The 20,943-nt window shown below is 55.3% G+C and carries 24 protein-coding genes; 8 read left to right on the top strand and 16 right to left on the bottom strand.

Translation table 11 applies throughout. From position 1 onward, the window contains the following. Positions 1–113: 113 nt before the first annotated feature. From IQ241_RS17955 to IQ241_RS17945, 4 genes are all read right to left on the bottom strand, one after another. Positions 114–278 (bottom strand): DUF433 domain-containing protein, encoded by a 165-nt coding sequence (locus IQ241_RS17955; protein WP_193909821.1) that lies wholly within the window; start codon positions 276–278, stop codon positions 114–116. 38 nt (positions 279–316) lie between these two features. Next, positions 317–442 (bottom strand): hypothetical protein, encoded by a 126-nt coding sequence (locus tag IQ241_RS26035; RefSeq protein ID WP_265579913.1) that lies wholly within the window; start codon positions 440–442, stop codon positions 317–319. 67 nt (positions 443–509) lie between these two features. Beyond that, on the bottom strand, positions 510–851 hold the full coding sequence (locus tag IQ241_RS17950) for a nucleotidyltransferase family protein (RefSeq protein ID WP_193909819.1): 342 nt from the start codon (positions 849–851) through the stop codon (positions 510–512). 2 nt (positions 852–853) lie between these two features. After that, on the bottom strand, positions 854–1,012 hold the full coding sequence (locus IQ241_RS17945) for a hypothetical protein (RefSeq protein WP_193909831.1): 159 nt from the start codon (positions 1,010–1,012) through the stop codon (positions 854–856). A 201-nt stretch (positions 1,013–1,213) separates the two neighbouring features. On the opposite strand from IQ241_RS17945, the gene IQ241_RS17940 reads away from it, so the two are divergent. The 7 genes from IQ241_RS17940 to katG all read left to right on the top strand — a co-directional run bounded on the left by IQ241_RS17940 (position 1,214) and on the right by katG (position 8,207). Then, positions 1,214–1,726 (top strand): Uma2 family endonuclease, encoded by a 513-nt coding sequence (locus IQ241_RS17940; protein WP_228021818.1) that lies wholly within the window; start codon positions 1,214–1,216, stop codon positions 1,724–1,726. Positions 1,727–1,757: 31 nt separating this feature from the next. Then, on the top strand, positions 1,758–2,384 hold the full coding sequence (locus tag IQ241_RS17935) for a type I restriction endonuclease (RefSeq protein ID WP_193909817.1): 627 nt from the start codon (positions 1,758–1,760) through the stop codon (positions 2,382–2,384). 67 nt (positions 2,385–2,451) lie between these two features. After that, a complete protein-coding gene (locus IQ241_RS17930; protein WP_193909815.1) occupies positions 2,452–2,796 on the top strand; it encodes a hypothetical protein in 345 nt (114 codons plus the stop codon). A gap of 291 nt (positions 2,797–3,087) precedes the next feature. Continuing rightward, on the top strand, positions 3,088–3,837 hold the full coding sequence (locus IQ241_RS17925) for a PEP-CTERM sorting domain-containing protein (protein ID WP_193909813.1): 750 nt from the start codon (positions 3,088–3,090) through the stop codon (positions 3,835–3,837). Positions 3,838–4,017: 180 nt separating this feature from the next. Continuing rightward, positions 4,018–4,620, top strand: coding sequence for a hypothetical protein (locus IQ241_RS17920; RefSeq protein ID WP_193909811.1), 603 nt, complete (start codon positions 4,018–4,020; stop codon positions 4,618–4,620). 295 nt (positions 4,621–4,915) lie between these two features. Next, a complete protein-coding gene (locus tag IQ241_RS17915; RefSeq protein ID WP_193909829.1) occupies positions 4,916–5,476 on the top strand; it encodes a redoxin family protein in 561 nt (186 codons plus the stop codon). Between the two features lie 517 nt (positions 5,477–5,993). Further along, on the top strand, positions 5,994–8,207 hold the full coding sequence (gene katG / locus IQ241_RS17910) for a catalase/peroxidase HPI (protein WP_390622470.1): 2,214 nt from the start codon (positions 5,994–5,996) through the stop codon (positions 8,205–8,207). A 443-nt stretch (positions 8,208–8,650) separates the two neighbouring features. On the opposite strand, the gene IQ241_RS17900 is transcribed toward katG, so the two are convergent. Then, on the bottom strand, positions 8,651–9,550 hold the full coding sequence (locus IQ241_RS17900; RefSeq protein ID WP_193909807.1) for a M48 family metalloprotease: 900 nt from the start codon (positions 9,548–9,550) through the stop codon (positions 8,651–8,653). 320 nt (positions 9,551–9,870) lie between these two features. Here IQ241_RS17900 and IQ241_RS17895 point away from each other — a divergent pair, with 320 nt between their 5' ends. Further along, positions 9,871–10,590 (top strand): PEP-CTERM sorting domain-containing protein, encoded by a 720-nt coding sequence (locus IQ241_RS17895; RefSeq protein ID WP_228021812.1) that lies wholly within the window; start codon positions 9,871–9,873, stop codon positions 10,588–10,590. A gap of 131 nt (positions 10,591–10,721) precedes the next feature. Here IQ241_RS17895 and IQ241_RS17890 read toward each other — a convergent pair whose 3' ends face one another. The 11 genes from IQ241_RS17890 to glgX form a co-directional block, all read right to left on the bottom strand. Further along, positions 10,722–11,318: a Uma2 family endonuclease gene (locus IQ241_RS17890; RefSeq protein WP_193909803.1), complete on the bottom strand. Its 597-nt coding sequence runs from the start codon at positions 11,316–11,318 to the stop codon at positions 10,722–10,724. 78 nt (positions 11,319–11,396) lie between these two features. Continuing rightward, positions 11,397–12,218 carry a DUF3598 family protein gene (locus IQ241_RS17885; protein ID WP_193909801.1) on the bottom strand — a complete coding sequence of 274 codons (822 nt, stop codon included), beginning with the start codon at positions 12,216–12,218 and terminating at the stop codon, positions 11,397–11,399. Between the two features lie 6 nt (positions 12,219–12,224). Beyond that, positions 12,225–13,631: a ferredoxin:protochlorophyllide reductase (ATP-dependent) subunit N gene (locus tag IQ241_RS17880; protein WP_193909799.1), complete on the bottom strand. Its 1,407-nt coding sequence runs from the start codon at positions 13,629–13,631 to the stop codon at positions 12,225–12,227. 35 nt (positions 13,632–13,666) lie between these two features. Continuing rightward, positions 13,667–14,011, bottom strand: a complete 345-nt coding sequence (locus IQ241_RS17875; protein ID WP_193909796.1) for a DUF5331 domain-containing protein — start codon at positions 14,009–14,011, stop codon at positions 13,667–13,669. Between the two features lie 149 nt (positions 14,012–14,160). Then, a complete protein-coding gene (gene bchL, locus IQ241_RS17870) occupies positions 14,161–15,024 on the bottom strand; it encodes a ferredoxin:protochlorophyllide reductase (ATP-dependent) iron-sulfur ATP-binding protein (RefSeq protein WP_193909794.1) in 864 nt (287 codons plus the stop codon). 479 nt (positions 15,025–15,503) lie between these two features. Continuing rightward, a complete protein-coding gene (locus IQ241_RS17865; protein ID WP_193909791.1) occupies positions 15,504–16,436 on the bottom strand; it encodes an NAD(P)-dependent oxidoreductase in 933 nt (310 codons plus the stop codon). 57 nt (positions 16,437–16,493) lie between these two features. Further along, positions 16,494–16,808, bottom strand: coding sequence for a DUF433 domain-containing protein (locus tag IQ241_RS17860; protein ID WP_193909788.1), 315 nt, complete (start codon positions 16,806–16,808; stop codon positions 16,494–16,496). 97 nt (positions 16,809–16,905) lie between these two features. Beyond that, positions 16,906–17,511: a Uma2 family endonuclease gene (locus tag IQ241_RS17855; RefSeq protein WP_193909786.1), complete on the bottom strand. Its 606-nt coding sequence runs from the start codon at positions 17,509–17,511 to the stop codon at positions 16,906–16,908. A gap of 23 nt (positions 17,512–17,534) precedes the next feature. After that, positions 17,535–18,122 (bottom strand): Uma2 family endonuclease, encoded by a 588-nt coding sequence (locus tag IQ241_RS17850; protein ID WP_193909784.1) that lies wholly within the window; start codon positions 18,120–18,122, stop codon positions 17,535–17,537. A gap of 59 nt (positions 18,123–18,181) precedes the next feature. After that, positions 18,182–18,538: an MGMT family protein gene (locus tag IQ241_RS17845; RefSeq protein ID WP_193909782.1), complete on the bottom strand. Its 357-nt coding sequence runs from the start codon at positions 18,536–18,538 to the stop codon at positions 18,182–18,184. 5 nt (positions 18,539–18,543) lie between these two features. After that, positions 18,544–20,727 carry a glycogen debranching protein GlgX gene (gene glgX / locus IQ241_RS17840; protein WP_193909780.1) on the bottom strand — a complete coding sequence of 728 codons (2,184 nt, stop codon included), beginning with the start codon at positions 20,725–20,727 and terminating at the stop codon, positions 18,544–18,546. Positions 20,728–20,943 lie beyond the last annotated feature (216 nt).

The following is a 20,943-nucleotide window of genomic DNA, read 5'->3' as shown; positions in this document are numbered from 1 at the left end:
TACCCATGTTTTGAACTTGTTAGGGTGACGATACATGGCTCTGGGCTCTGCCGCAGAGCTTTTTGTTTGTTGTGCTTATTGATACATCCTTGCCAAGCGCTTTTTGTCCCGCTTTAAGTTGATACCCTTGGATAGTCTTCTAGAATTTCCTGAGAGGTTGCTCCATTAGCGAGCAGTTCTAGAATCATCTCTACGGATATGCGCATACCCCGAATGATCGGCTTGCCGCAGAGAATGTCTGGATCGTAAGTGATTCGCTCAGATAAGTTAGCTTTCATTTATTCCTCCAAGTCTCTTGAATCTATAAGTGTTCGAGTCATTTCTCAAACTTTGCTAGGCGATCGCGCTGCTCAGCGATTTCCTGTTCGAATTCTTCAGGCGTCAGCAGCTTTTCTCCAGAGGCGACGATTTGCGATCGCAGTTCCCTCAGCCGCTGTCCCAAAGTAGCCCTAGCGTCATTCGCCGCTTGATTTTGAGCGAAGCGAACGGTGCTCTCAGCAGAATCTCGATTACGGTTTGCTATAAATCACCTGATGGGTACGGAGAATTTCTGACCGGCGGTAGGGATTTTTCAAAAGCGCCTTCTCCACCACGTCAACGGAGCGCCCAAACCGCCGTTCCAATTCTGTCTTCATCGTCAACCAGTCCTGAAATCGCAAATGGTGCCCCTGCCCATAGGTGACCAGCACATCCACATCGCTATCAGCCCGAAAATCGTCCCGTAGCACCGAGCCAAATAGCGCCAACTCAACGATATTCCACCGCTGGCAAAACTCGACGACTTCAGCCTGAGTCACCCGCAAGCGCGTTTGCAGAATACTTTGCAGCCCCGGCTGTCGCTGAACCGTCATGCCTACTCCGCCTCCAAAAGCTCCTTTAGGGCTTCCATTTCCTCCATCGCCGTCTGTAACCTTTCTAGGATAGCGGCTGCGATCGCGTCTGGCTCTGGCAGATCCTCCGCTGACTGTAGGCTTTCGTCCCGCAGCAAGGCAAAATTTGGCGAAACCTGCATTTTGCGTCCCACTCACCTTGCAAGCTAGTATTCTCACTGAGTTCTGCTAAGCCTACTACGGCAGTTGAAAAAACGACTGGTAGCGGGGGTATTGCATAATGAATGAAGCGCAACTGGACGGCTGTGATGACGACCGTAGCTCAAAAATTTTCCTTTGAGGAATACCTCAGCTATGAGGACGGAACCGACACTCGCTAAGAGCTGGTCGATGGGGCGCTCATCCCAATCAGCTTAGGCACGGGTCAGCATGATGCCATCATCCGATTCTTAGTGCGTCAGTTTGAGCAGGCTTCGGCTCAAGCCGGTCGGGACTGGGTAGCGTTGCCTGGGCTGGTGGGGGTGCGGTCGCCGCGGGGCCGACGCTGGGAGACGTCCCGAATTCCTGACGTGACGGTCTTGCCTTTGGCCCAGTGGGAGTCAATGGCCGACCGGGAAGCGGTGATTGATTTTAACGAGCCGCCGCCGCTGGCGGTAGTCGAAGTCGTCAGCCCGTCTACGAAAACCGATGACTATCGCTCTAAGCGGGCAGAGTACGGCCTGCTGGAGATTTCTGAATATTGGATCGTAGACCCTGTAGCAGAGCAGATAACGCTATGCGAGCTGGCGCATCAGCTCTATGATTCCGCTGAGTTCAGCGGCGATCGGCAGATTCAGTCGCCAACTTTTACCACCCTATGGCTCAGGGCAGCTCAAGTTTTGGCAGGTAAACTCTAGATATCTAACCGCTACATCGCCCGAATATCTGATGACAGCCGCCATTACCGAAGCGATTAAAACCCTGGCCGAGGCAGAGCGCCGGTTTAGCCTGTCACGAACTGAAGACGAAGCTTTTTTCTCAGAATGGCAGACGGGTTTGCCAGAGCTTTCACAGGCTGAAAAGGTAGCACTGGATGAGCTGCGGAGAAGGTACCTTTATCAGCGGTCTGAAGGGCAGCTATTAGAAGGAACCGTTACTTTACTGCTGGCCTCTCCATTACTCGCGATCGCGGGCTTCTACGATCCACCCTTCAAGGTTAGGGCAGAAGAATCGGTGCAGCTGACGCTAGATGATGGCGAAGAGGTGCTCCAGGGACGAATAGACGTGTTAGTCCTACTGGATCAGCTGTGGGTTGTGGTGCTGGAATCGAAGAAAACGGCCCTTTCAGTCTGGGCGGCCCTGCCTCAAACGCTGGCCTATCTGATGGCCAACCCTCAGCCCGAGCAGCCGAGCTTTGGCATGGTGACGAACGATGACGATATTCTGTTTGTGAAACTGGCGACGCGATCGCAGCCGCAATATGCTCTATCCCGGGTATTTGCGCCATTCACGTCAGCGGGGGAACTCTACAGCACTTTGCAGATTTTGCAGCGAATTGGGCAGGCGAAAGGTTGAGCGATCGGGTACTGGTTTTACTGAATTCTGTATAACCTTGAGCTAGGTAAGGTATCGGCGACGAACGATGGCAAAAGGATTTGGAACTCAGACAGATCAGCAGTTCGGGTATGTTTTGGACTTGATGCCGGCGGTGAACGCCTATGCGGCTAAGTTGTCGCTTGACTTTAGAGGCGAAGAAGGCCCTTTTATCGGTATCACGAGTGAGCTAGAAGAGGCCCAGGTTTGGAAAAATATCAGGCAGGCTAAGCAGGCTATGGAAGCCTACTATGGGGATTTTATTCTAGATCAGTTGGAGCAGTCTCCAGAGGTGAGAGTCAGTCTCAAGCGGCTTAAACGGTCGGCATCGGGCAGCCTCAAAACAGAGATCGTAGAGACGCTTCTAGCTGTCCGGAATCCGCAATCTAAATAGCGAGTTTCCCCATGCTTTAGGCCGCCGTTAAAATAGCGAGTTTACCTACCGGTTTTATGAAAGTCGAAGTCATCATTTGCGTTTCTGTCACGCCTACACAGGAGAATCTGCAAAGCCTACAACTCCCGATCAGCACCCCTGCCGGCACAATCTTTACTATTTCTTGACCCATCTCAGCGATAAAAACATAAAACGGGCCAGTGATTCTACGTATACCGTGATACTTTCTAGGAACGTTTTAAAGCATTTCCTATGAAATTCACTGGTTTGAGCCTATGTATTGCAGCCCTGATGGCTGCACCAGTTGTGCTGAGTACTGCGCCCGCAGCCTCGGCAGCCATTCTGTGGAACGAGTCTACCGATGGCGACCTGTCCGATGTCGGTCTCAATCCCACCCAGCTGTCCCCCCTGGTTTCTGGATCTAATTTTTTGAAGGCCACCTTCAACGCCGGAGCTGCCGACCCGTCACCGGACTATTTCACCGTTGAAGTGCCCAAAGGGTTAGCGCTGTCGGCAGTTGAGCTGCTCAGCTGGAAGGCTGAGCCGAGTTTTGAAGATATTGCTTTTATGGCTGTGCAGAAGGGGTCAGTCTTTGACTTTGTCGTTCCTGCCGACCGCAGCAATGCCAACGGCCTCTTAGGATGGTCTCATCTGCGCAGTACCCAGGTCGGAACGAACAAAGTGCTTGTTGAGATGTCGGTCTCGGATAGCGCCCCCAGTCAGAATGGGGTCGATGACTTCTATGCGGAGGAAGCCGATTCTTACCCAGATGATCTCTTAGCGGCCGATCCGGAGCTGCCAGCGCGGCTACTTGCCCTGGGGGACCAGTGGGTGCCCGGCGCAGAGGGGTTTGAGATTCCGCTGGGGGCAGGTACCTATACGTTCTGGCTGCGCCAGGGCTCGGATACGAATATCACAACTGAGTTTGACTTTAAAACGGTGGCCGTCTCTACGCCTGAGCCGATGACGGGACTGGCGATGGGCCTGGCCCTGGGAACCGGCCTGCTGGCGTTTGGAAAGCAGCGGAAGCGGACGACCTGACGTAGACTCTCCGGCATAGCCATGGGTCTCAGCTGTCGATCGAAGCTCCCGACGTGATCGCGGGTTCCTGCTGCCATAGCGGCTCATGGATCAAACGCCGCTACGCAGCAACTCCGGAAAACTTCAAAGCAGAACTCATAGAAGGAATCGTTTACGTGGCGTCTCCGGTCAGAGCCTTTTATGGTAATCCTCATTCGCCGCGATTGGGACTCAGCCGCAGTGCAACAGACGGTGAGCGATTCTGTTGCGCTAGTCAGCGACGGCAGCTATGCCGAACGGACCTTGCTGGGTTTCGAATCGGGCGAAACTGTCGAGATCGATCAGGTCACGCTGGTTAACTCGGCTGGTCAGGCGGAGACCATTAGCTTTGCCGATGGCAACCTGATCAGCAGCCTAATTGGCTCAGCATCAGCTGAAAGTTTTGAAGCGCCTACCTTTACGCCCGATGGCGAGGGGCAGGTCGCGATCGCGCAAATCACTAGCCTGCCCGACAATGTCCTGAACAGCACGATCCAAAGCTTCCTGAATACAGATGCCGTTAGCCTGGATGCCACGCTGGTTCAGCTCGCGACCGAGCTGGCCGTTGCCCTCCAGTCCATCGAGATCGACGGCACTAGCCCCAGCGATATTGCGATCGCCATCGACCAGTTCAACGCCCTGATCGAAGCCGCGAGCGAATCAGATCAGCTAGACCAGCTGGGTAAAGGCGTTTACGGGGCCTATGCCGCGCTCACCTATATCGTCAACAGCATCACTGCCGCAGCGGGCGGGCCTGCCGAATAAACCCAAAGGTTTCATCAGGGATTGTGGATGCAGCAGCCGACCACCCGCTGTATGAGCCAGTGATACGGGTGTCACGGCAGAACAGGCCACCGTCGTCAGCGGTCAGCGGCAGGACGCTTTCCATTAACGAAGCCGGAACCTGTCCAGATGGATGCAATCATTAATTTTTGCGACAGATCCTGAATCGCCAACCCGCCCTTCGAGCTGCACTGACTATGCTAGATATAACAAACGAGTAGTGACTACATTCTAGGCAAACGGTATGGATGTTGTCTGTGAGTCAGGAGCTGGGAAAATGCTGTTCAACCGTGAGGGACAGCCTGTCCCCCAAGTCACCTTTCGGATGCTGTCAGAGACGGGTTGTTACGATCTTTCAACGGTAGATCTCTTTGATTTCAAAACCGTAGTCGTGTTTGCAGTTACGGGAGCCTTTACCTGTCCATACTCTCCTGTTCAATTGCTAGGATACAACGAGTACGCCGAGGTCTTTCGAGCCAACGGGGTCGATGACATTATCTGTATTTCGGTGAATGATCCGTTTTCGCTGGCGACTTGGGCTAAGGAAGAAAAGGCCGATCGGGTACGCTTCATTCCCGATGTAAATGGCGACTTTACCCGCGCCATGGGCATGATGGTGAACCTTTCTGACAAAGGGATGGGGCAGCGCTCTTGGCGCTATTCTATGCTAGTCAAGAACAGGATGATTGAAAAAATGTTCATTGAACGAGATGGTTTTGAGTCGATACCCGAAGTCTCTAATGCTGAGACGATGTTGTCCTATCTCAACCCGGCAGCCGAGAAACCCGAGCAGACGGCTGTGCTGATGCAAATGTGCCGAGCGATGCTCTCTGCTTAGGCAAACCGCTGGCCTCAAGATTTGCAGCGGGACATAGCAGGTCGAATCGAGACTGATCAGCGTTCAGGCTAAACGACTGACGTGTTCTATCAGGGCTCAACAATGGCGCTCACCGACGCAGGCCGACCTGCGAACGGCAACTCGAAAATTTTCGCTTTCAGGTCTTGCAACAGCGTTAACGGTTTCCGTTCTGTCAGGAGCCTACTTTCGCGCGACATATCAGTTTTCGCGCTGACATTAAGCATTGTAACCGAAATGCCGCTTTGACATTCCGAAACAGGGTGGGCTGGTGTAAGCTTAGCCTATCATCCTAAAAGAAGTCGTAATGAGTACGACTTAAATGCCATTACCCTTTTTCAGAAGGAAGGAAAATATGACGAGTAGCCAGATGAGATGTCCATTCCCGATCATGGGCGGGAAACTAATGGAAATGTGGCGGGCGATGCGCTCTTTTCTAGAAGCCAGCAGAATAGAAGCGAATAGCGCAGAAGTCTCAGGAAATAACAGCCCACAGGCCATGACCACCGACGCCAGGAGCAGCGCCAGCCAATGTCCGTTTATGGGGAGCCCCCAAAAGTTTACAGCCGGTGGCGGCACGTTAAATAGAGACTGGTGGCCGAATCAGCTGAACCTGAGAATCCTGCACCAGCACTCCCCCTCGTCCGACCCCATGGACAAGGCGTTCAACTACGCTGAGGCTTTCAAAAGTCTCGACTTTCCGGCCCTGAAGGCGGATATTTTCGAGCTCATGACCACTTCCCAAGACTGGTGGCCAGCCGACTATGGCCACTACGGGCCGCTTTTCATCCGCATGGCGTGGCATAGCGCTGGCACCTACCGCATCGGTGACGGTCGCGGCGGTGCAGGCTCGGGTAGCCAGCGGTTTGCGCCGCTCAACAGCTGGCCCGACAATGCTAACCTCGACAAGGCGCGGATGTTGCTTTGGCCCATCAAGCAGAAATACGGTGAGAAAATCTCCTGGGCCGACCTCATGGTCCTGGCTGGTACCTGTGCTCTAGAGTCGATGGGTTTCAAAACGCTCGGCTTTGCCGGTGGGCGCAGGGATGTTTGGGAGCCGGAGGAAGACATCTACTGGGGCGCTGAGGAAGTCTGGCTCGAGAACGAGCGATACACCGGCGATCGCGTTCTTCAGAATCCTCTCGCCGCCGTTCAGATGGGCCTGATTTACGTGAATCCGGAAGGGCCGGATGGCGAGCCCGATCCGGTTGGCTCTGGTCGCGACATTCGCGAAACCTTTGGGCGGATGGCGATGAATGATGAGGAGACGGTCGCGCTCACCGTTGGTGGACATACCTTTGGTAAATGCCACGGTGCGGGCGATGCGGCCCACGTCGGTCCTGAACCCGAGGGCGCGACCATTGTGGATCAGGGCCTCGGCTGGAAGAGTACGTTTAATACGGGTGTTGGCGTCGATGCCATCACCAGCGGTATTGAAGGAGCCTGGACACCCACACCCACAAAGTGGGACCACAGCTATCTCGAAACCCTGTTCAAATATGACTGGGAGCTGAAGAAGAGCCCCGCTGGCGCATGGCAGTGGAAACCTAAGGATGGCGCTGGCGCAGACACGGTACCGGACGCGCACGATCCGTCAAAGCGGCACGCCCCGATGATGACCACGGCGGACATGGCGATGAAGAAGGACCCGGTCTACGAGCCCATTTCGCGGCGCTACCGTGAGAACCCCGATCAGCTCGACGAGGCTTTTGCCAAGGCCTGGTTCAAGCTGACGCATCGCGACATGGGTCCGAAATTTCGCTATCTCGGCCCCGAGGTTCCAGAAGAAGAGTTCCTATGGCAAGATCCCATCCCTGTAGTCGAGCATGAGTTGATTGACGAGCAAGACATTGCTGCGCTCAAGGCCAAAATTCTCGCTGCGGGGCTGTCTGTATCTCAACTCGTTTCAACTGCTTGGGCCTCGGCGGTGACCTACCGGGGTTCTGATATGCGCGGTGGGGCAAACGGAGCCCGCATTCGTCTGGCGCCGCAGAAGGATTGGCAGGTTAATCAGCCGGAGCAGCTAGCCACTGTGCTACAAACCCTGGAGGGAATCCAAAAAGAGTTCAACGACTCGCAGTCTGGTGGAAAGCAGGTTTCACTCGCTGACCTAATCGTGCTGGGGGGCTGTGCAGGCGTTGAGCAAGCCGCGAAGAACGCCGGCCATGAGGTGACCGTTCCCTTCACGCCGGGACGGGCAGATGCGTCGCAGGAGCAAACAGATGTCGAGTCTTTCGCCGTACTCGAACCCACCGCGGACGGCTTCCGTAACTACCTCAGAGGGGAACATACCCTATCTGCGGAAGAAATGCTGGTCGATCGGTCGCAGCTGCTGACGCTATCCGCACCTGAGATGACGGTTCTCGTGGGCGGCCTGCGCGTTCTCGGCGCGAACGTCGGAGACGCTAAGCACGGGGTCTTTACCGAGCGGCCAGAGACGCTCACCCATGACTTTTTCGCGAACCTGCTCGACCTTGGCACGACCTGGAAGGCAACCTCGGACGCTGACGAGCTGTTTGAGGGCCGCGATCGCGCAACGGGCGAACTCAAATGGACGGGTACCCGGGTCGACCTGATCTTCGGATCGAACTCGCAGCTGCGCGCGATCGCGGAAGTTTATGGATGTAGGGACTCACAGCCGAAGTTTGTGCAGGACTTTGTAGCGGCGTGGGACAAGGTGATGAACCTTGACCGCTTCGATTTGAACGCCTAACAGCTTCCTACGGATAGACCTGAGAGGGCTTTGTCAGCAGCCCACCGGCGAGCAATAGCCCTCTCAGGTTTCTCAGAAACCCCTCAAGCTACGCACCCAACCAGCCAAAAACCTGATTTGCCGTCAGCCTGAGTGCAATTTCGGGCAAAAAGGGCTATCTACCTGCTCGATTGCTGCCACTAATCGCTTCTGTAGACGACTATGATGCAGAGCTGGCATAGGCTTTTGCAAAGGCTGGCCATGAATCAGCTCCCAGGCAGGCGATTCCTCGATGTTAGGTAAACGCAAAAATGCTTGTAGCGTGAGCGGGCGAGTCAGTAAAGCCATTTCTTGAGAGAAAACCAATCCACTACCCTATCTTAATCAACTAGAACCTCTGAGCTCACCTCATAGGGCACCAGTGCTTCCGGATTGGGCTCGCGATCGCGCCCTCAGGCCAGGATCTAGGCCGGGCTCAGTTTTTCAGAACTATCCGCAGAAGCATCGGTACCTTCTGCCAGCGCCTTTAGACGCTTGATCCGATCTTCGGTTGGCGGATGGGTCATAAATAGCTTCATCAAGCCTTCCTTGGAGAGCGGATTCACGATGAACAGCGCAGCAAAGGCAGGATTGCCGTGAATCGGATTTTTTTGACCGGTCGCCTCCAGGGTTTCGAGGGCACGCACCAGCGCTAGCGGATTCTCGGTAATCTCGGCGGCTCCCGCATCGGCGGCATATTCTCGGGTTCGAGAAATCGCCATGCGCAGCAGTCCGGCACTGAAGGGACCAATCACTAACAAAAATAAAATTGCGAGGGGATTATTGCCTCGCCGCCCCACCCGCGCTACGGGAAAGTACAGTGCGCCCAGGGTGAGAATGCGGCCCAGATAGGTCAGCGACCCGGCTAGGGTGCCGGCCACCGCCTGGGTGAGGGTGTCGCGATTGCGCACGTGGGTTAGCTCATGGGCAATTACAGCGTCGAGTTCGTCGGCGGGCAAAAGCTCGATGATGCCTTCGGTCAGCGCGATCGCGGCATGGTTGGGGTCGCGCCCGGTGGCAAAGGCGTTGGGCGACTCTGAGGGCACAATGTAGAGTGCGGGATTGGGAACGCCAGCGCGATCGCTCAGTTGCTCAATTCGCTCATACAGCTCGGGAGCCTGCTCGCGCGGCGTCGGCTTGGCCTTGAAGGCAGACAGCGCCGCCCGGTCGGAATAATACCAAGACCCAAAGCTGCTCAGGGCCGCAAAGCCCAGCCCGTAGTACAGGCCCTGCTCATTGCCCACCAGCAGATAGCCCGCCAGTACGATCAGGCCGCTGAGTAATGCCAGCAGCAGCAGGGTTTTCAACTGATTCATCCCAGCCATAAAAAACCTCCGGAGTTTAGGGTGTTGCTCATTTCAGTTTACATAGCAACTGAACCTGCTATTGGCATCGTGGATTTGCCTGGTGGATTTTCCAGTGAGACCACACGACAGTTGCTCGGCCTTTGATTGCTCAGTTTTGAACAAGGCGCAATCATGCCGCATCAAAGCTAAGTGAATTTACTGATATTTTGAAAATATGTACGAGATATTTTTTGCCAATATGAGAAGTCAGTGAAAAATGCAGTTTACCCACTGACCTTTCAAAATCCTGAGCTTACTATCGAAACAGTAAATCTACTGCTTTGTATAGGATGTTCATCATGAAAAGCCTCAAATACGCTTTGCCAATCCTGTTAGCTACCCTGGGAAATGCGGTACTACCCACCGCTGCTCAAGCCTTTAGCTTCACACCGCTGACTAGTTTCACTGATTCTGATTTTCAAAACGAAGTGAGCTCAGGAGCATTTACTGAGCTATTCGTGACCGAAAGCCGCATTGGGAATAACGCCAATAATGGCGATCGCGAGTTGGGCATCAACACCGCGACTGGCGCACCTGTTGCCCAGGGTCAATACAAATGGCTGAGCGGCACAGCCAGCGACTTTTTGCTCCAGTACGACGGTAGCAAGGTTACCTACTCCGTTGACGGCATAGCGCTGAGCAGCATGGCCTTTACTGGCGACGTCAGCAAAATTTTCATCCGTACTCGCGGGTCTGGAGGTAATAAACCCCTGGGATCAGTTGCCCTCACCAATCTGTTTTTCAATGGGCAAGCCTACACACCGGGACTGACTTCTAACGGCACCAATAGCGGGGCAGATGTAGACTATTTGGCTATCACAGACATTACTTCGCCCTTCACTCTGACCGGAAAATCGACCTTTACTTTTGGTAATGCTACGCCTAGTGGCAGCCAGCTGGCCTATCAATTTAAGGTCGGTACTACTCCCAGTGAAGCGGTGCCCGAACCCGCAACTATTTTAGGCTTAGCGATGGTTTTTGGCCTTGGCACTGGCCTCAAGCGTAAGCTAGCAGCTTAACGGTAGGAGCGATAGCTCAGCTGAATCAGCTGAGCTATCGCTCTTGAACAGATTATCGGACGGTAATTGATACCTAGGTAGTACCCTATTTCAGTCATGATGCTAGGCGCTGCCACTCATAGCTCGGATAATTATTGTTCTAGCTCTCCATCAGCTTCTAAAACTCCCTCATAAAGATCTCGTAGGCTGATCTCAGCTGGCAATGATGACAGGCTGATCCGATCGTCTAAACCGCTGTATTCTGTGAATAACCACTGATTGTTGGACTGCTTCACGAACTGCTCTATGTGAAGTCGATATGGGTCGATTAACAGATATTCCTGAAAGGTAGGAATTGTCCGATACGCCTCAAATTTGTCACCCCGGTCATAGGCCCGGGTCGAGTCTGACAGAACTTCTGCAATCAGCACCGGATTGGTAACTGTATCTTTACGGCCTGGTTTAAGCTCTACCGGATTTGCGATCGCCATCACATCTGGATAGGTATAGCGATCCACCGCAGGAATCCAGAGGCGCTGGTCGGTGATGAAAATGCTGTAGGGCTTACCCCGCAAGCCAAACCACAGCAATGCATTCAATGCGCTCGTAATGCGATTGTGTTCAGGCGTGCCGCCAGTCATGGGGACGATGGCTCCATTTCGATATTCGCTGCGAAGGTCTGACTCGACCTCTAAAGCCAGATATTCTTCAGCGGTATAGATTTCAGTCGGGGAGGATGCGATCGCCATGGCTTCCGGAGTTTCTCAATCAGCTACTTCAATTCTGCCTTAGTTTCAGGGTCAATACCCTGGCGCTCTCAAGGCAGTCTAAACTTTTTGCTCGGTAACCAGGGTGAGGCTGCTCCAGGCTCCGCTGGCGTCATAGCGGCGGATCAGGCGCTGGCGGCGGCCCGGCTCTAGTCGCCAACCGGCTTCTAGGAAGAGCGGCTGGCGGGGTTGGATCTGGGTTGGGCAGGTGGAGGATGCGCCATAGGAGAGCAGTAGCACCTGAATCGGTTGAGAGCCGACTTCGAAGCGGATGCGGTTGCCCTCTACCTGGCCGACTGAGCGGATGGGAGCGCCTGAATCAAATTCGAGGGTTTGCTGAATTTCGCGATCGCTCACCCGCTCAATCGTCAGCATCGTCGCCTGACTGCTATCAGGACTCAGGTCAGGATAGACCGTCACCGCTTCGCCCTGCCAGGTGCCCAGCAGCTCCTCCAGCTGAAGCGGCGGAATCTCTGGCGGGTCAGTGCCCTTGAGGACTTCGCGGATCAGGGTAATGGACTGGAGCTGCTGGCCTTTTTCGAAGAGCTGCACCAGGCGCAAACGGCGATCTCGGTCGATCAGTCCCAGCTCAGCCCCAAATTCAGAAAAGGGCGACCACTGCATCGAGCCATAGGAAAAGGCCCCATTTTCACAAAACAGGGTGGCACGGCTAACGCTGCGATAGTCCAGCGTCTGCTCCTGCACCGGCTGAGCGGCAGGCCAGCGGCAGACGATTTGCCGCATCGCCTGGTTGTCGTCATAGGGCTCCAGCAGCACTTCGCTGGGCGTGTCGGTCAGCACCTGACCCTGGGGCGACAGTCGAGTAAAGGACCCCTGCCAGGTGCCGGTATTTTTCAGCAGACGCTGCCACTGAGACGTCATGGGAGATTAAACGTTTGCCTCTTCCTTGACCAGCTGATTCCAGCCCAGCCCTTTCAGATTCTCATTGCGGCGCAGCGGACGAGTCACCAGCTCCAAAATGTCGCGGGTATTGCCGAAGCCGTGGATTTGGGCGAAGGTAAACTCCACCGACCACTTGGTGGTAATGCCGCGCGCCTCCAGCGGGTTAGCATGGGCCATGCCGGTGATGACTAGGTCCGGCTGGAGTTCCATAATCTGCTTAATCTGGTTGTAGTTGTCCGGCTTCTCCACAATCTTGGGAGCCGGGACGCCCATCTCAGCGCAGGTTTGGGCCAGCAGGTTGAGCTCCGCCGCCTGATAGCGCTTATCCATATAGGGGATGCCGATTTCGTGAACGGTCATGCCGCAGCGCACCAGGAAGCGGGCCATGGAGATTTCCAACAGGTTATCGCCCATCAGGTAGACCGACTTGCCGCGAATCAGCTTGACATAGTCTTCCACCGACTCCCAAATTTTAGCCTCGCGCTCTTCCAGCCCCTGGGGCTCAATCCCAAATACCGAGCAGATTTTCTCAATCCAAGCCCGAGTACCGTCGGGGCCAATCGGGAAGGGCGCGCCGATCAGCTTGCACTTGCGGCGGCGCATCAGCGTGGAGGCGGTGCGTGAGAGGAAGGGGTTGATGCCGCAGACGTAGTTGCCTTCCGCAATCACCGGTAGCTCGGTATAGCGCTTGGCAGGCAGCCAGCCCGAAACCTGGATGCCCTGCTTTTTCAGCTCTAGAGACAGCTGGGTCACCACCGGGTCGGGGATAGAGCCGAACAGCACCAGCGGCGGATGGTCTACATAGTCAGACTGCTCGGCGGCCACGTCTTCTTTTTTGCGACCGAAGTTGAGCAGCTTGGTAATCCCGCCCCGCTCTTCTTTCTCAGATTCCAGCTGGGGAGCTTCGCTGGGGCAGCGGTGGGCCATCGCCGCCAGCACCGTGTCTTCGCCCTGGGTAAAGGCATAGTCCAGACCGTTCGCCCGGGCGACGACGATGGGGATGCCAATCTCGGCTTCCAGGCGCGGGGCCAGCCCTTCCAGGTCCATTTTGATGATTTCGGTGGTGCAGGTGCCGATCCAGACGATTACGCTGGGGTTGCGATCGCGCTTAATCTGCAAGCACAGCCGCTTCAGCTCCTCATAGTCGTTGAGCTGGGCAGAAATATCGCCCTCCTCCAGCTCGGCCATGGCATAGCGAGGCTCGGCGAAGATCATCACGCCCATGGCGTTCTGCAAGAAATAGCCGCAGGTCTTCGTGCCAATGACCAGAAAGAAGCTGTCTTCAATCTTTTGATACAGCCAGGCGACACAGCTAATCGGGCAAAAGGTATGGTAGTTGCCGGTGTCGCAGTCAAACTCCAGGGCCTGAGGTTGAGTATTGGCAAGGGTCATAGCAATCGAGTTCCTTATGTTATGGTCTGGTCGGATCAGCCGTCGGTCAGGAGCGGCATATCATCCTCGCTTGAGGCATCAATCGTTTGTTTTACGCTGCCGTTGTCTAATACCATTTCGGGATCGAAGTTGAGGCCGAGCACCTCAACTAGGGCATCTTCATCGGAATTGAGCTGGTAGAACGGCGTCATCAGGTTAGATAGCTTGGGCTCTAGGGCATTGACGACCCCCAAAATCAGAAACGAAGAAGGCCGCCGTCCGCCCTCCGGGGTTCTGACTGAGGTGCCGCGCATTTGTACCTCTAGCCAGTTCCGGTTGGCGCGAACGTAGTCCAGCCATTTGTCTCTAATAACGGAAGTGAAGTTTTCAAAGAAAGCCACGGTTTCAACCCGGTAAGACTGCTACAGAAAAGATATACCTAAAGTGCGTACACCCTAACCTCGCAGCAATCTATCACTCTAATCCCGTTCTGACCAGGTTTATGTGGGCCTAATCCCATGGCGCATCAAAGCTCCGTCGGCTCGCCGGTCTAAACCATCATCAGCTCTTCGACCTGAGCCTGGGCCGGGGCATCCTCAGGCGGATTCAGGTAGAAGTCAGACAGCAGCGAGAACAGGTCGCGGTCAGCCGCATCCTTGGGCACGACGCCTTCGGGGTTGGCCAGCACCTGGTCAGCAATATTCAGGTAGTACTGACAAACCGGCTCTAGGGAGGGATCGGTCTCGGCCATCTCAAAGATGGTCTTGCCCTTCACCCGCGACACCCGAATGTCTTCAATCAGCGGCAGAATTTCCAGCACCGGCATGGGCACCGCTTCAATATATTTGTCGATCAGGTCGCGCTTGGTGGTGCGGTTGCCGATTAGGCCAGCCAGCCGCAGCGTATGGGTGCGGGCCTTTTCGCGCACCGAGGCGGCAATCCGATTGGCGGCAAACAGGGCGTCAAAGCCGTTGTCGGTGACGATCATGCAGTAGTCAGAATAGTTCAGCGGGGCCGCAAAGCCGCCGCAGACCACGTCGCCCAGCACGTCAAAGAGGATGACGTCATATTCGTCAAAGGCGTTGAGCTCCTTCAGCAGCTTCACCGTTTCGCCGACCACATAGCCGCCGCAGCCCGCGCCCGCCGGGGGGCCGCCCGCTTCTACACAGTCCACGCCGCCGTAGCCCTTATAGATCACATCCTCGGGCCAGACGTCCTCGTAGTGGTAGTCCTTCTCTTGCAGCGTGTCGATGATGGTCGGGATCAGAAACCCGGTCAGGGTAAAGGTGCTGTCGTGCTTCGGGTCGCATCCAATCTGGAGGACTTTCTTACCCCGCTTGGCCAGCGCTACCGAAATATTGCAGCTCGTGGTGGATTTGCCGATACCGCCTTTTCCATAAACAGAGAGTTTCACAAGCAGTTTCCTCAGATACTGGACTTCTTTAATCTTTTGACTGGGCTTTGGATTGGGTTTTTCTTCGCTGCTAAGCATTATCGTCAAACCCCCGGGCATACGGAAGGGGGGTCTTAATCAAACGCAATAGAAAAAGACTGCCTGAAGCTTCAAATTTGCCTGGATTGAACCCATCCCGCTCTAAAGCTGGCAGAATCCAGAAAATCGCCTCAGGTCAAGTTTGTCTAATCCTTATCTATAAAAAGCGGTACAAAAGACAAAGACTTGACTCCATCCAAACTCGGCGACATCAAAGCCCCCAATCCTTAGCCATATGGCCAAACGCGGCTTTGACTGCCCCCGATGCCTGACGGTGCCGCTGCCTCAAGGAGCGGCCTGAGGGGTTTGCTCACTTTTTTATTACGTTTAGTTACTCTCAGCCCAGCAGCAACATAAACTTTACAATCGCCGCTGCTGGCGCGAAGCCGCCGCTATTCGGGCTAGCCCCGGGGCTGATTCACGACGTTGATCGGCTCGCCGCTGAGGCAGGCTTCCAGGTTGGCAATCAGCTCTTTGCCCAGTCGGTCGGTGGTTTCAGCCGTGTTGTAGGCAATGTGGGGCGTCGCGATCGCGTTTTCCAATTCCAGAAAGGCTTCAATCTGCGGTGGCGCACCGGTGGCGGGCTCACTGGCAAACACGTCCAGCGCGGCCCCGGCAATCTGGCCCTGCTGAAGCGCGTCCAATAGGGCGGCCTGGTCAACGATGTCTCCCCGCGCCGTATTAATCAGATAGGCATGGGTCTGCATTAATCCAATGCGGCGGGCGTCTAGCAGCTGACGGGTCTGCTCGTTCAGCGGCAGGTGCAGGCTGAGGATATCGGCGCTGGCGATCAGCCGGTCGAGTTCGGCGGCGGGCGTGCGAGAGTCGGTCCAATCCACCGTCATGCCAAAGGCTTTGGCGAGCTGGGCGACCTGCTGACCGATGTGACCATGCCCTAGCAGCACCAGTCGCCTGCCCCGCAGTTCCAGGCCGCAGTGGGCGCGCGGATTCCATTTGCCCTGCGCGATCGCGTTCTGGGCCGCCCCAATCTGCCGGGTCACCGCCAGCATTAGGCCAATCGTATATTCCGCCACCGCCCGCGAATTGTGGGTCGGGCAGTTGATCACCGGAATCCCTCGCGCGTTGGCAGCGGCCAGGTCGATCTGGTCGTAGCCCACCGCAGCCACGATGATGTATTTCAACTGCGGACTTTGCTCAATGACGGCCTGAGTGATATCGACCCAGCCGACCGCGATCGCGTCTGCATCTGCAATCCGCTCAATCACGACCTGCTCCGAGTCGGGAATGTCATCATAAATTTCAGCCCCCATCGCCTCTAGCTGCTGCCGGTCAGACTCCAGCAGGTCAAAGGAATCGGGAATGACAATCTTCATGCTAGGTGGGGGAGCAATGCGCTACGAGAATTTACCCCGAGTGTAATCCCTAACCCTTTAACTGGAGTGTTCTTGTCTGTTTTGACGTTGAAAGATAGATGGCGTTTTTGCAGCCATCTGAGCAGCAAACGCTTTGCTCTCGCGGATTTGCTGCCGAATCTCTTCCATATGGTCGTAGTAATAGGCCAGCGCCGCGTGAACATCTGCCAATGTAATGCTGGGATGCTGATATACAATTTCGTCAGAGGTCATGCCCTGATGCTTGTACCAGATGACGACATCTTGAACTCGAATACGATGACCGGCAATCCGTGGTTTACCGCCACAGGTGCCGGGAGTAATTTCAATATGCTCTGAGATAACGGCAGTCATCAGCTCGCTCTAGCTCCCTAGCTCCGAATTCTTCTATTATGAGTCACTCTGCTCTTCGCAGCAGGGCAGTCATCCTTCCGTCACGATAGTCATGTGACTATTGGGGAAGAACGTCGTCTAAACGCAGCTGTAAGTTGGGTAGCAAAGGGGATGAAACTACGTCCCCTAATCTATACTGCTGCTGACGATACTCATCTCCGCTCAGCTGACAGACGGTAAAGGTAGGCTGTTTGGGTTTGCCGATAAAGTCCATGCCGCCCCGTCCGCGAAAATCGACGCTCCAATATTCAGGAATGCCGAGCAGGGCATATTCTTCAGCCTTGCGGGTGTAGTCATTTTCCCAGCCATTGCCGACCACTTCTACGACTAGCTTGATTGATTTTGCCCGGATAATCACGGCTTCCTGGTCCCACAGGGGCTCATTAGCCAGCATCGTTTCGTCCAAAACGATGACGTCAGGGCGGCGAGCGGTGGCGATACCCGCAAAAGGTTTCAGCAGACAGCTCCGGGGAATGAACCAGCGGCGCTGGGCGTTGTTAATGGCAATGCCAACATAGCCAGCTAGCTGACCGCTGACCATTTCGTGAGGGCCGGTAGGTTCCGTGTCGATCAGCTCTCCGTCGGCCAGCTCGTAGCGAAAGTCGTTCCTGTATTGGGCCACAAAATCTTCAAAGGTAAGGGCCTTTGTAGGGATGGAAGGCATAGGACTAGCCCTGAGATAGGCGCTTACAGCTTAGCAGCCAAAATCTGCGCGGCGGTGAGACTGAGATTGGGGAAGGTCGGCGACTGAAGCCGCTGATCGCCTTGAAATTCAGCCAAATCGTAGAACTGGTGATCCAGGTTGCAGAGGGTTATTTTTGCCGCCTGGGGGTCTACGATCCAGTATTCGGGTACTTCCAAAAGGCCATATTCGGAGCGTTTGGAGCGGTAGTCGTCGGTTTTAGTCGAGGGGCTGACGACTTCGACAATTAGCAGCGGTGGCGGTTCGTTGAAGTTAATCACCGCTTCCCGGTCAGCCATAGCTTCCCACTGGGCCGATGGCAGGACGACTACGTCTGGAATCCGGGAGGTATCCCAGCGTCGCCCCCGGGGCGATCTCACCCCAACCATCATCGCCTTCGCCGTCCACGAAAGCTGCTGGCGCTTGATTTCCTCCCGAAATTGATCGTTCAAAAACTCGATGACGGCTCCATGCTGACCCGTCCCCAGGCTCATAGGCACGAGTTCTCCATCGACCAGTTCGTAACGGGTATCGCTGCCGTCGTCATAGCTCAGGTATGCTTCAAAAGTCAGTTTTTGAACGGCGGTCGTCATCGTAGTCTACTCGGCTGGCATACTGACTCTATTATCGAGCAATCGCAGCTGATCTGCCCTTAGCCTGGGTCAGATTTTGGGATTTGCTGAATTTGCGCTAGCAGCGATCGCGGCGGCTGCCAGCGATATTGAGCCAGGCTGAGCTTCCCCAGTTCAAAGACAATTCCTTCTGACTCCAGCAGCAGCTGTTGCAGGTCGTCGCTGCCGTCTCTGAAGGCAGAGCGAGAGACCTCTCCTTTAGCATTGATCACGCGGTGCCAGGGAATCTCCTGCTCAGGAGCGCCCCGGTAGAGGGCGTAGCCGACAACTCGGGGTTTGCCAAAGAGTCCGGCGAGCTCTGCAACCTGGCCGTAGGTGGCGACTTTGCCATGGGGAATCTGCCGAACAATGTCGTAAATGCGGGGATAGCAGGACATGGGGACTAGGCTGACACGGGCAGATCGCAGCTGATTTCTGACTCCTGGAAGCAGTGGGGGCAGTGCAGCATGATCAGCGATCGCGCCTCAACCAACACGCCCTGTTTTTTTTCATAGGTTCGACCGCTGTCAACAAAGCCCGTTGGCGACTGAGTGTCTAGCAGCACCTGCCACTGCTGCCGGTCGATGGCAGGCGGGATGACAAAAATACAGGGTTCTGGGGAAGCGTTGAACAGCAGGAGAAAGCTATCGTCTACGATTCGGTTGCCCTTGCTGTCGGGACTGATCAGTTCTTCACCGTTTAAGAAAATGCCGATCGACTTAAGCTCTCCGTTCTGCCATTCTTCACCATCGATGGGCGTCCCATCTGGGCTAAACCAGCCAATATCGACCACACCAGAACCATGAATCTCGCGACCGAGAAACCACTCGCGGCGGCAGAAGACCGGATGCTGCTGACGAAACTGCATCAGCTGCCGAGTAAACTTGAACAGGTCGGAATTCTGTTGCTGACAGCGCCAGTCAAACCAGGACAGCTCGTTGTCCTGACAGTAGGTGTTGTTGTTCCCCAATGTCGTCCGGCCATGCTCATCGCCGCCCAGCAGCATCGGCACGCCCTGAGATAGCAGCAGCGTTGCGAGCAAGTTGCGCCGCTGTCGCGCCCTCAGCGCCAGAATCTCGTGGTCGTCTGTTTCGCCTTCGGCACCGCAGTTCCAGGAGCGGTTGTAGCTTTCGCCATCGCGGTTGTCTTCGCCGTTTGCCTCATTGTGCTTTTCGTTATAGCTGACCAGATCGTTAATCGTAAATCCGTCATGGGCCGTAATGAAGTTGACGCTGGCGTGGGGCAGGCGACCATCGTCCTGATACAGGTCGGAGCTGCCGGTAAAGCGAAAGGCAAACTCGCCCAGGCCGCATTGTTCACCGCGCCAGAAGTCGCGCATCGTATCGCGGTATTTGCCATTCCACTCCGACCACAGCAGCGGAAAATTTCCCACCTGGTAGCCGCCTTCGCCCAGATCCCAGGGCTCGGCAATCAGCTTGGTGGTAGACAGCACCGGATCCTGATGAATAATGTCGAAAAAGCTGGAGAGTCGATTCACCTCATACAGCTCCCGGGCCAGGGCCGAGGCCAGGTCAAAGCGAAAGCCATCGACATGCATCTCCAGCACCCAGTAGCGCAGGCTGTCCATAATCAGCTTTAGCACCTGCGGATGGCGCACGTTGAGCGAGTTGCCGCAGCCGGTAAAGTCCATGTCGTAGCGCGGATCGCTCTCGACTAGCCGGTAGTAGGCCGCATTGTCGATGCCGCGAAAAGACAGCATCGGCCCCAGGTGGCTGCCTTCGCCGGTGTGGTTGTAGACCACGTCGAGGATGACCTCGATTCCGGCGGCGTGGAGGGCTTTGACCATCGATTTGAATTCGTTGACCTGCTCGCCACCATGACCCGCGGCGCTGTAGCTGGCGTGAGGGGCAAAGAAGCCGAGCGAGTCGTAGCCCCAATAGTTATGCAGTCCGGCGGCGACCAGGTGACCCGGCACTACGTTGAAATGATGTACCGGTAGCAGCTCAACGGCAGTTACGCCAAGATTTTTTAGATAGTCAACCGCTGCCGGATGGCCCAGCCCAGCATAGGTGCCTCGCAGCTCCGGGGGAATGTCGGGATGCTGCTGGGTGAACCCCTTCACGTGCATCTCATAGATGATCGTGCGATGCCAGGGCGTATCGGGATACTGGTCGCCCTGCCAGTCAAACTGTGAATCGACGACGACGCACTTGGGAATGGCTTGGGCGCTGTCAAGATCGGAAAATTCTAGGTCTCTATCGCTTTCGCTGAAGTGATCGATAGGGTAGGCAAAGATTTCAGGACCAAACCTGAGGTCGCCCGCGATCGCGCGCGCATAGGGATCGATCAGCAGCTTATGGGGGTTGAACTTATGCCCCATTTCCGGCTTGTAGGGACCGTCCACCCGAAAGCCGTAGCGCTGCCCAGGGCCGATACCTGGCAGGTAGCCATGCCAGACATAGTTCGTGACTTTCGGCAGCGGTATTCGGGTTTCCTGGTCCCTATCGTCAAACAGGCACAGCTCAACGCCGGTGGCATTTTCAGAAAATAGGGCGAAGTTCGTGCCCTGCCCGTCCCATGTTGCTCCCAGCGGATGTGCCCGCCCTGGCCAAATTTCCCAATCCATAGATCTCGCGGCGATGCTCTAGATGCGCCTTTAATTGGATTCGATGTTAGCTCGATAAATCCAGCAGATATATCTGAGAGCGAACTTGAAAAATTCATCTTATCAAGCTATGCCTATTCCAGAGACAGGAAAGGATAGGTTTCTCAACCCTGTGGCAGCTTTCCCCGCTAAGCAGCGATTTACCGGCAGGCGATGTAGTCCTGCTAGGACAACGAT

This window comes from Vasconcelosia minhoensis LEGE 07310 (assembly GCF_015207255.1).
Taxonomy (GTDB): Bacteria; Cyanobacteriota; Cyanobacteriia; order Phormidesmidales; family Phormidesmidaceae; genus Vasconcelosia; species Vasconcelosia minhoensis.
This window is presented reverse-complemented; position numbering and strand designations above follow the sequence as displayed.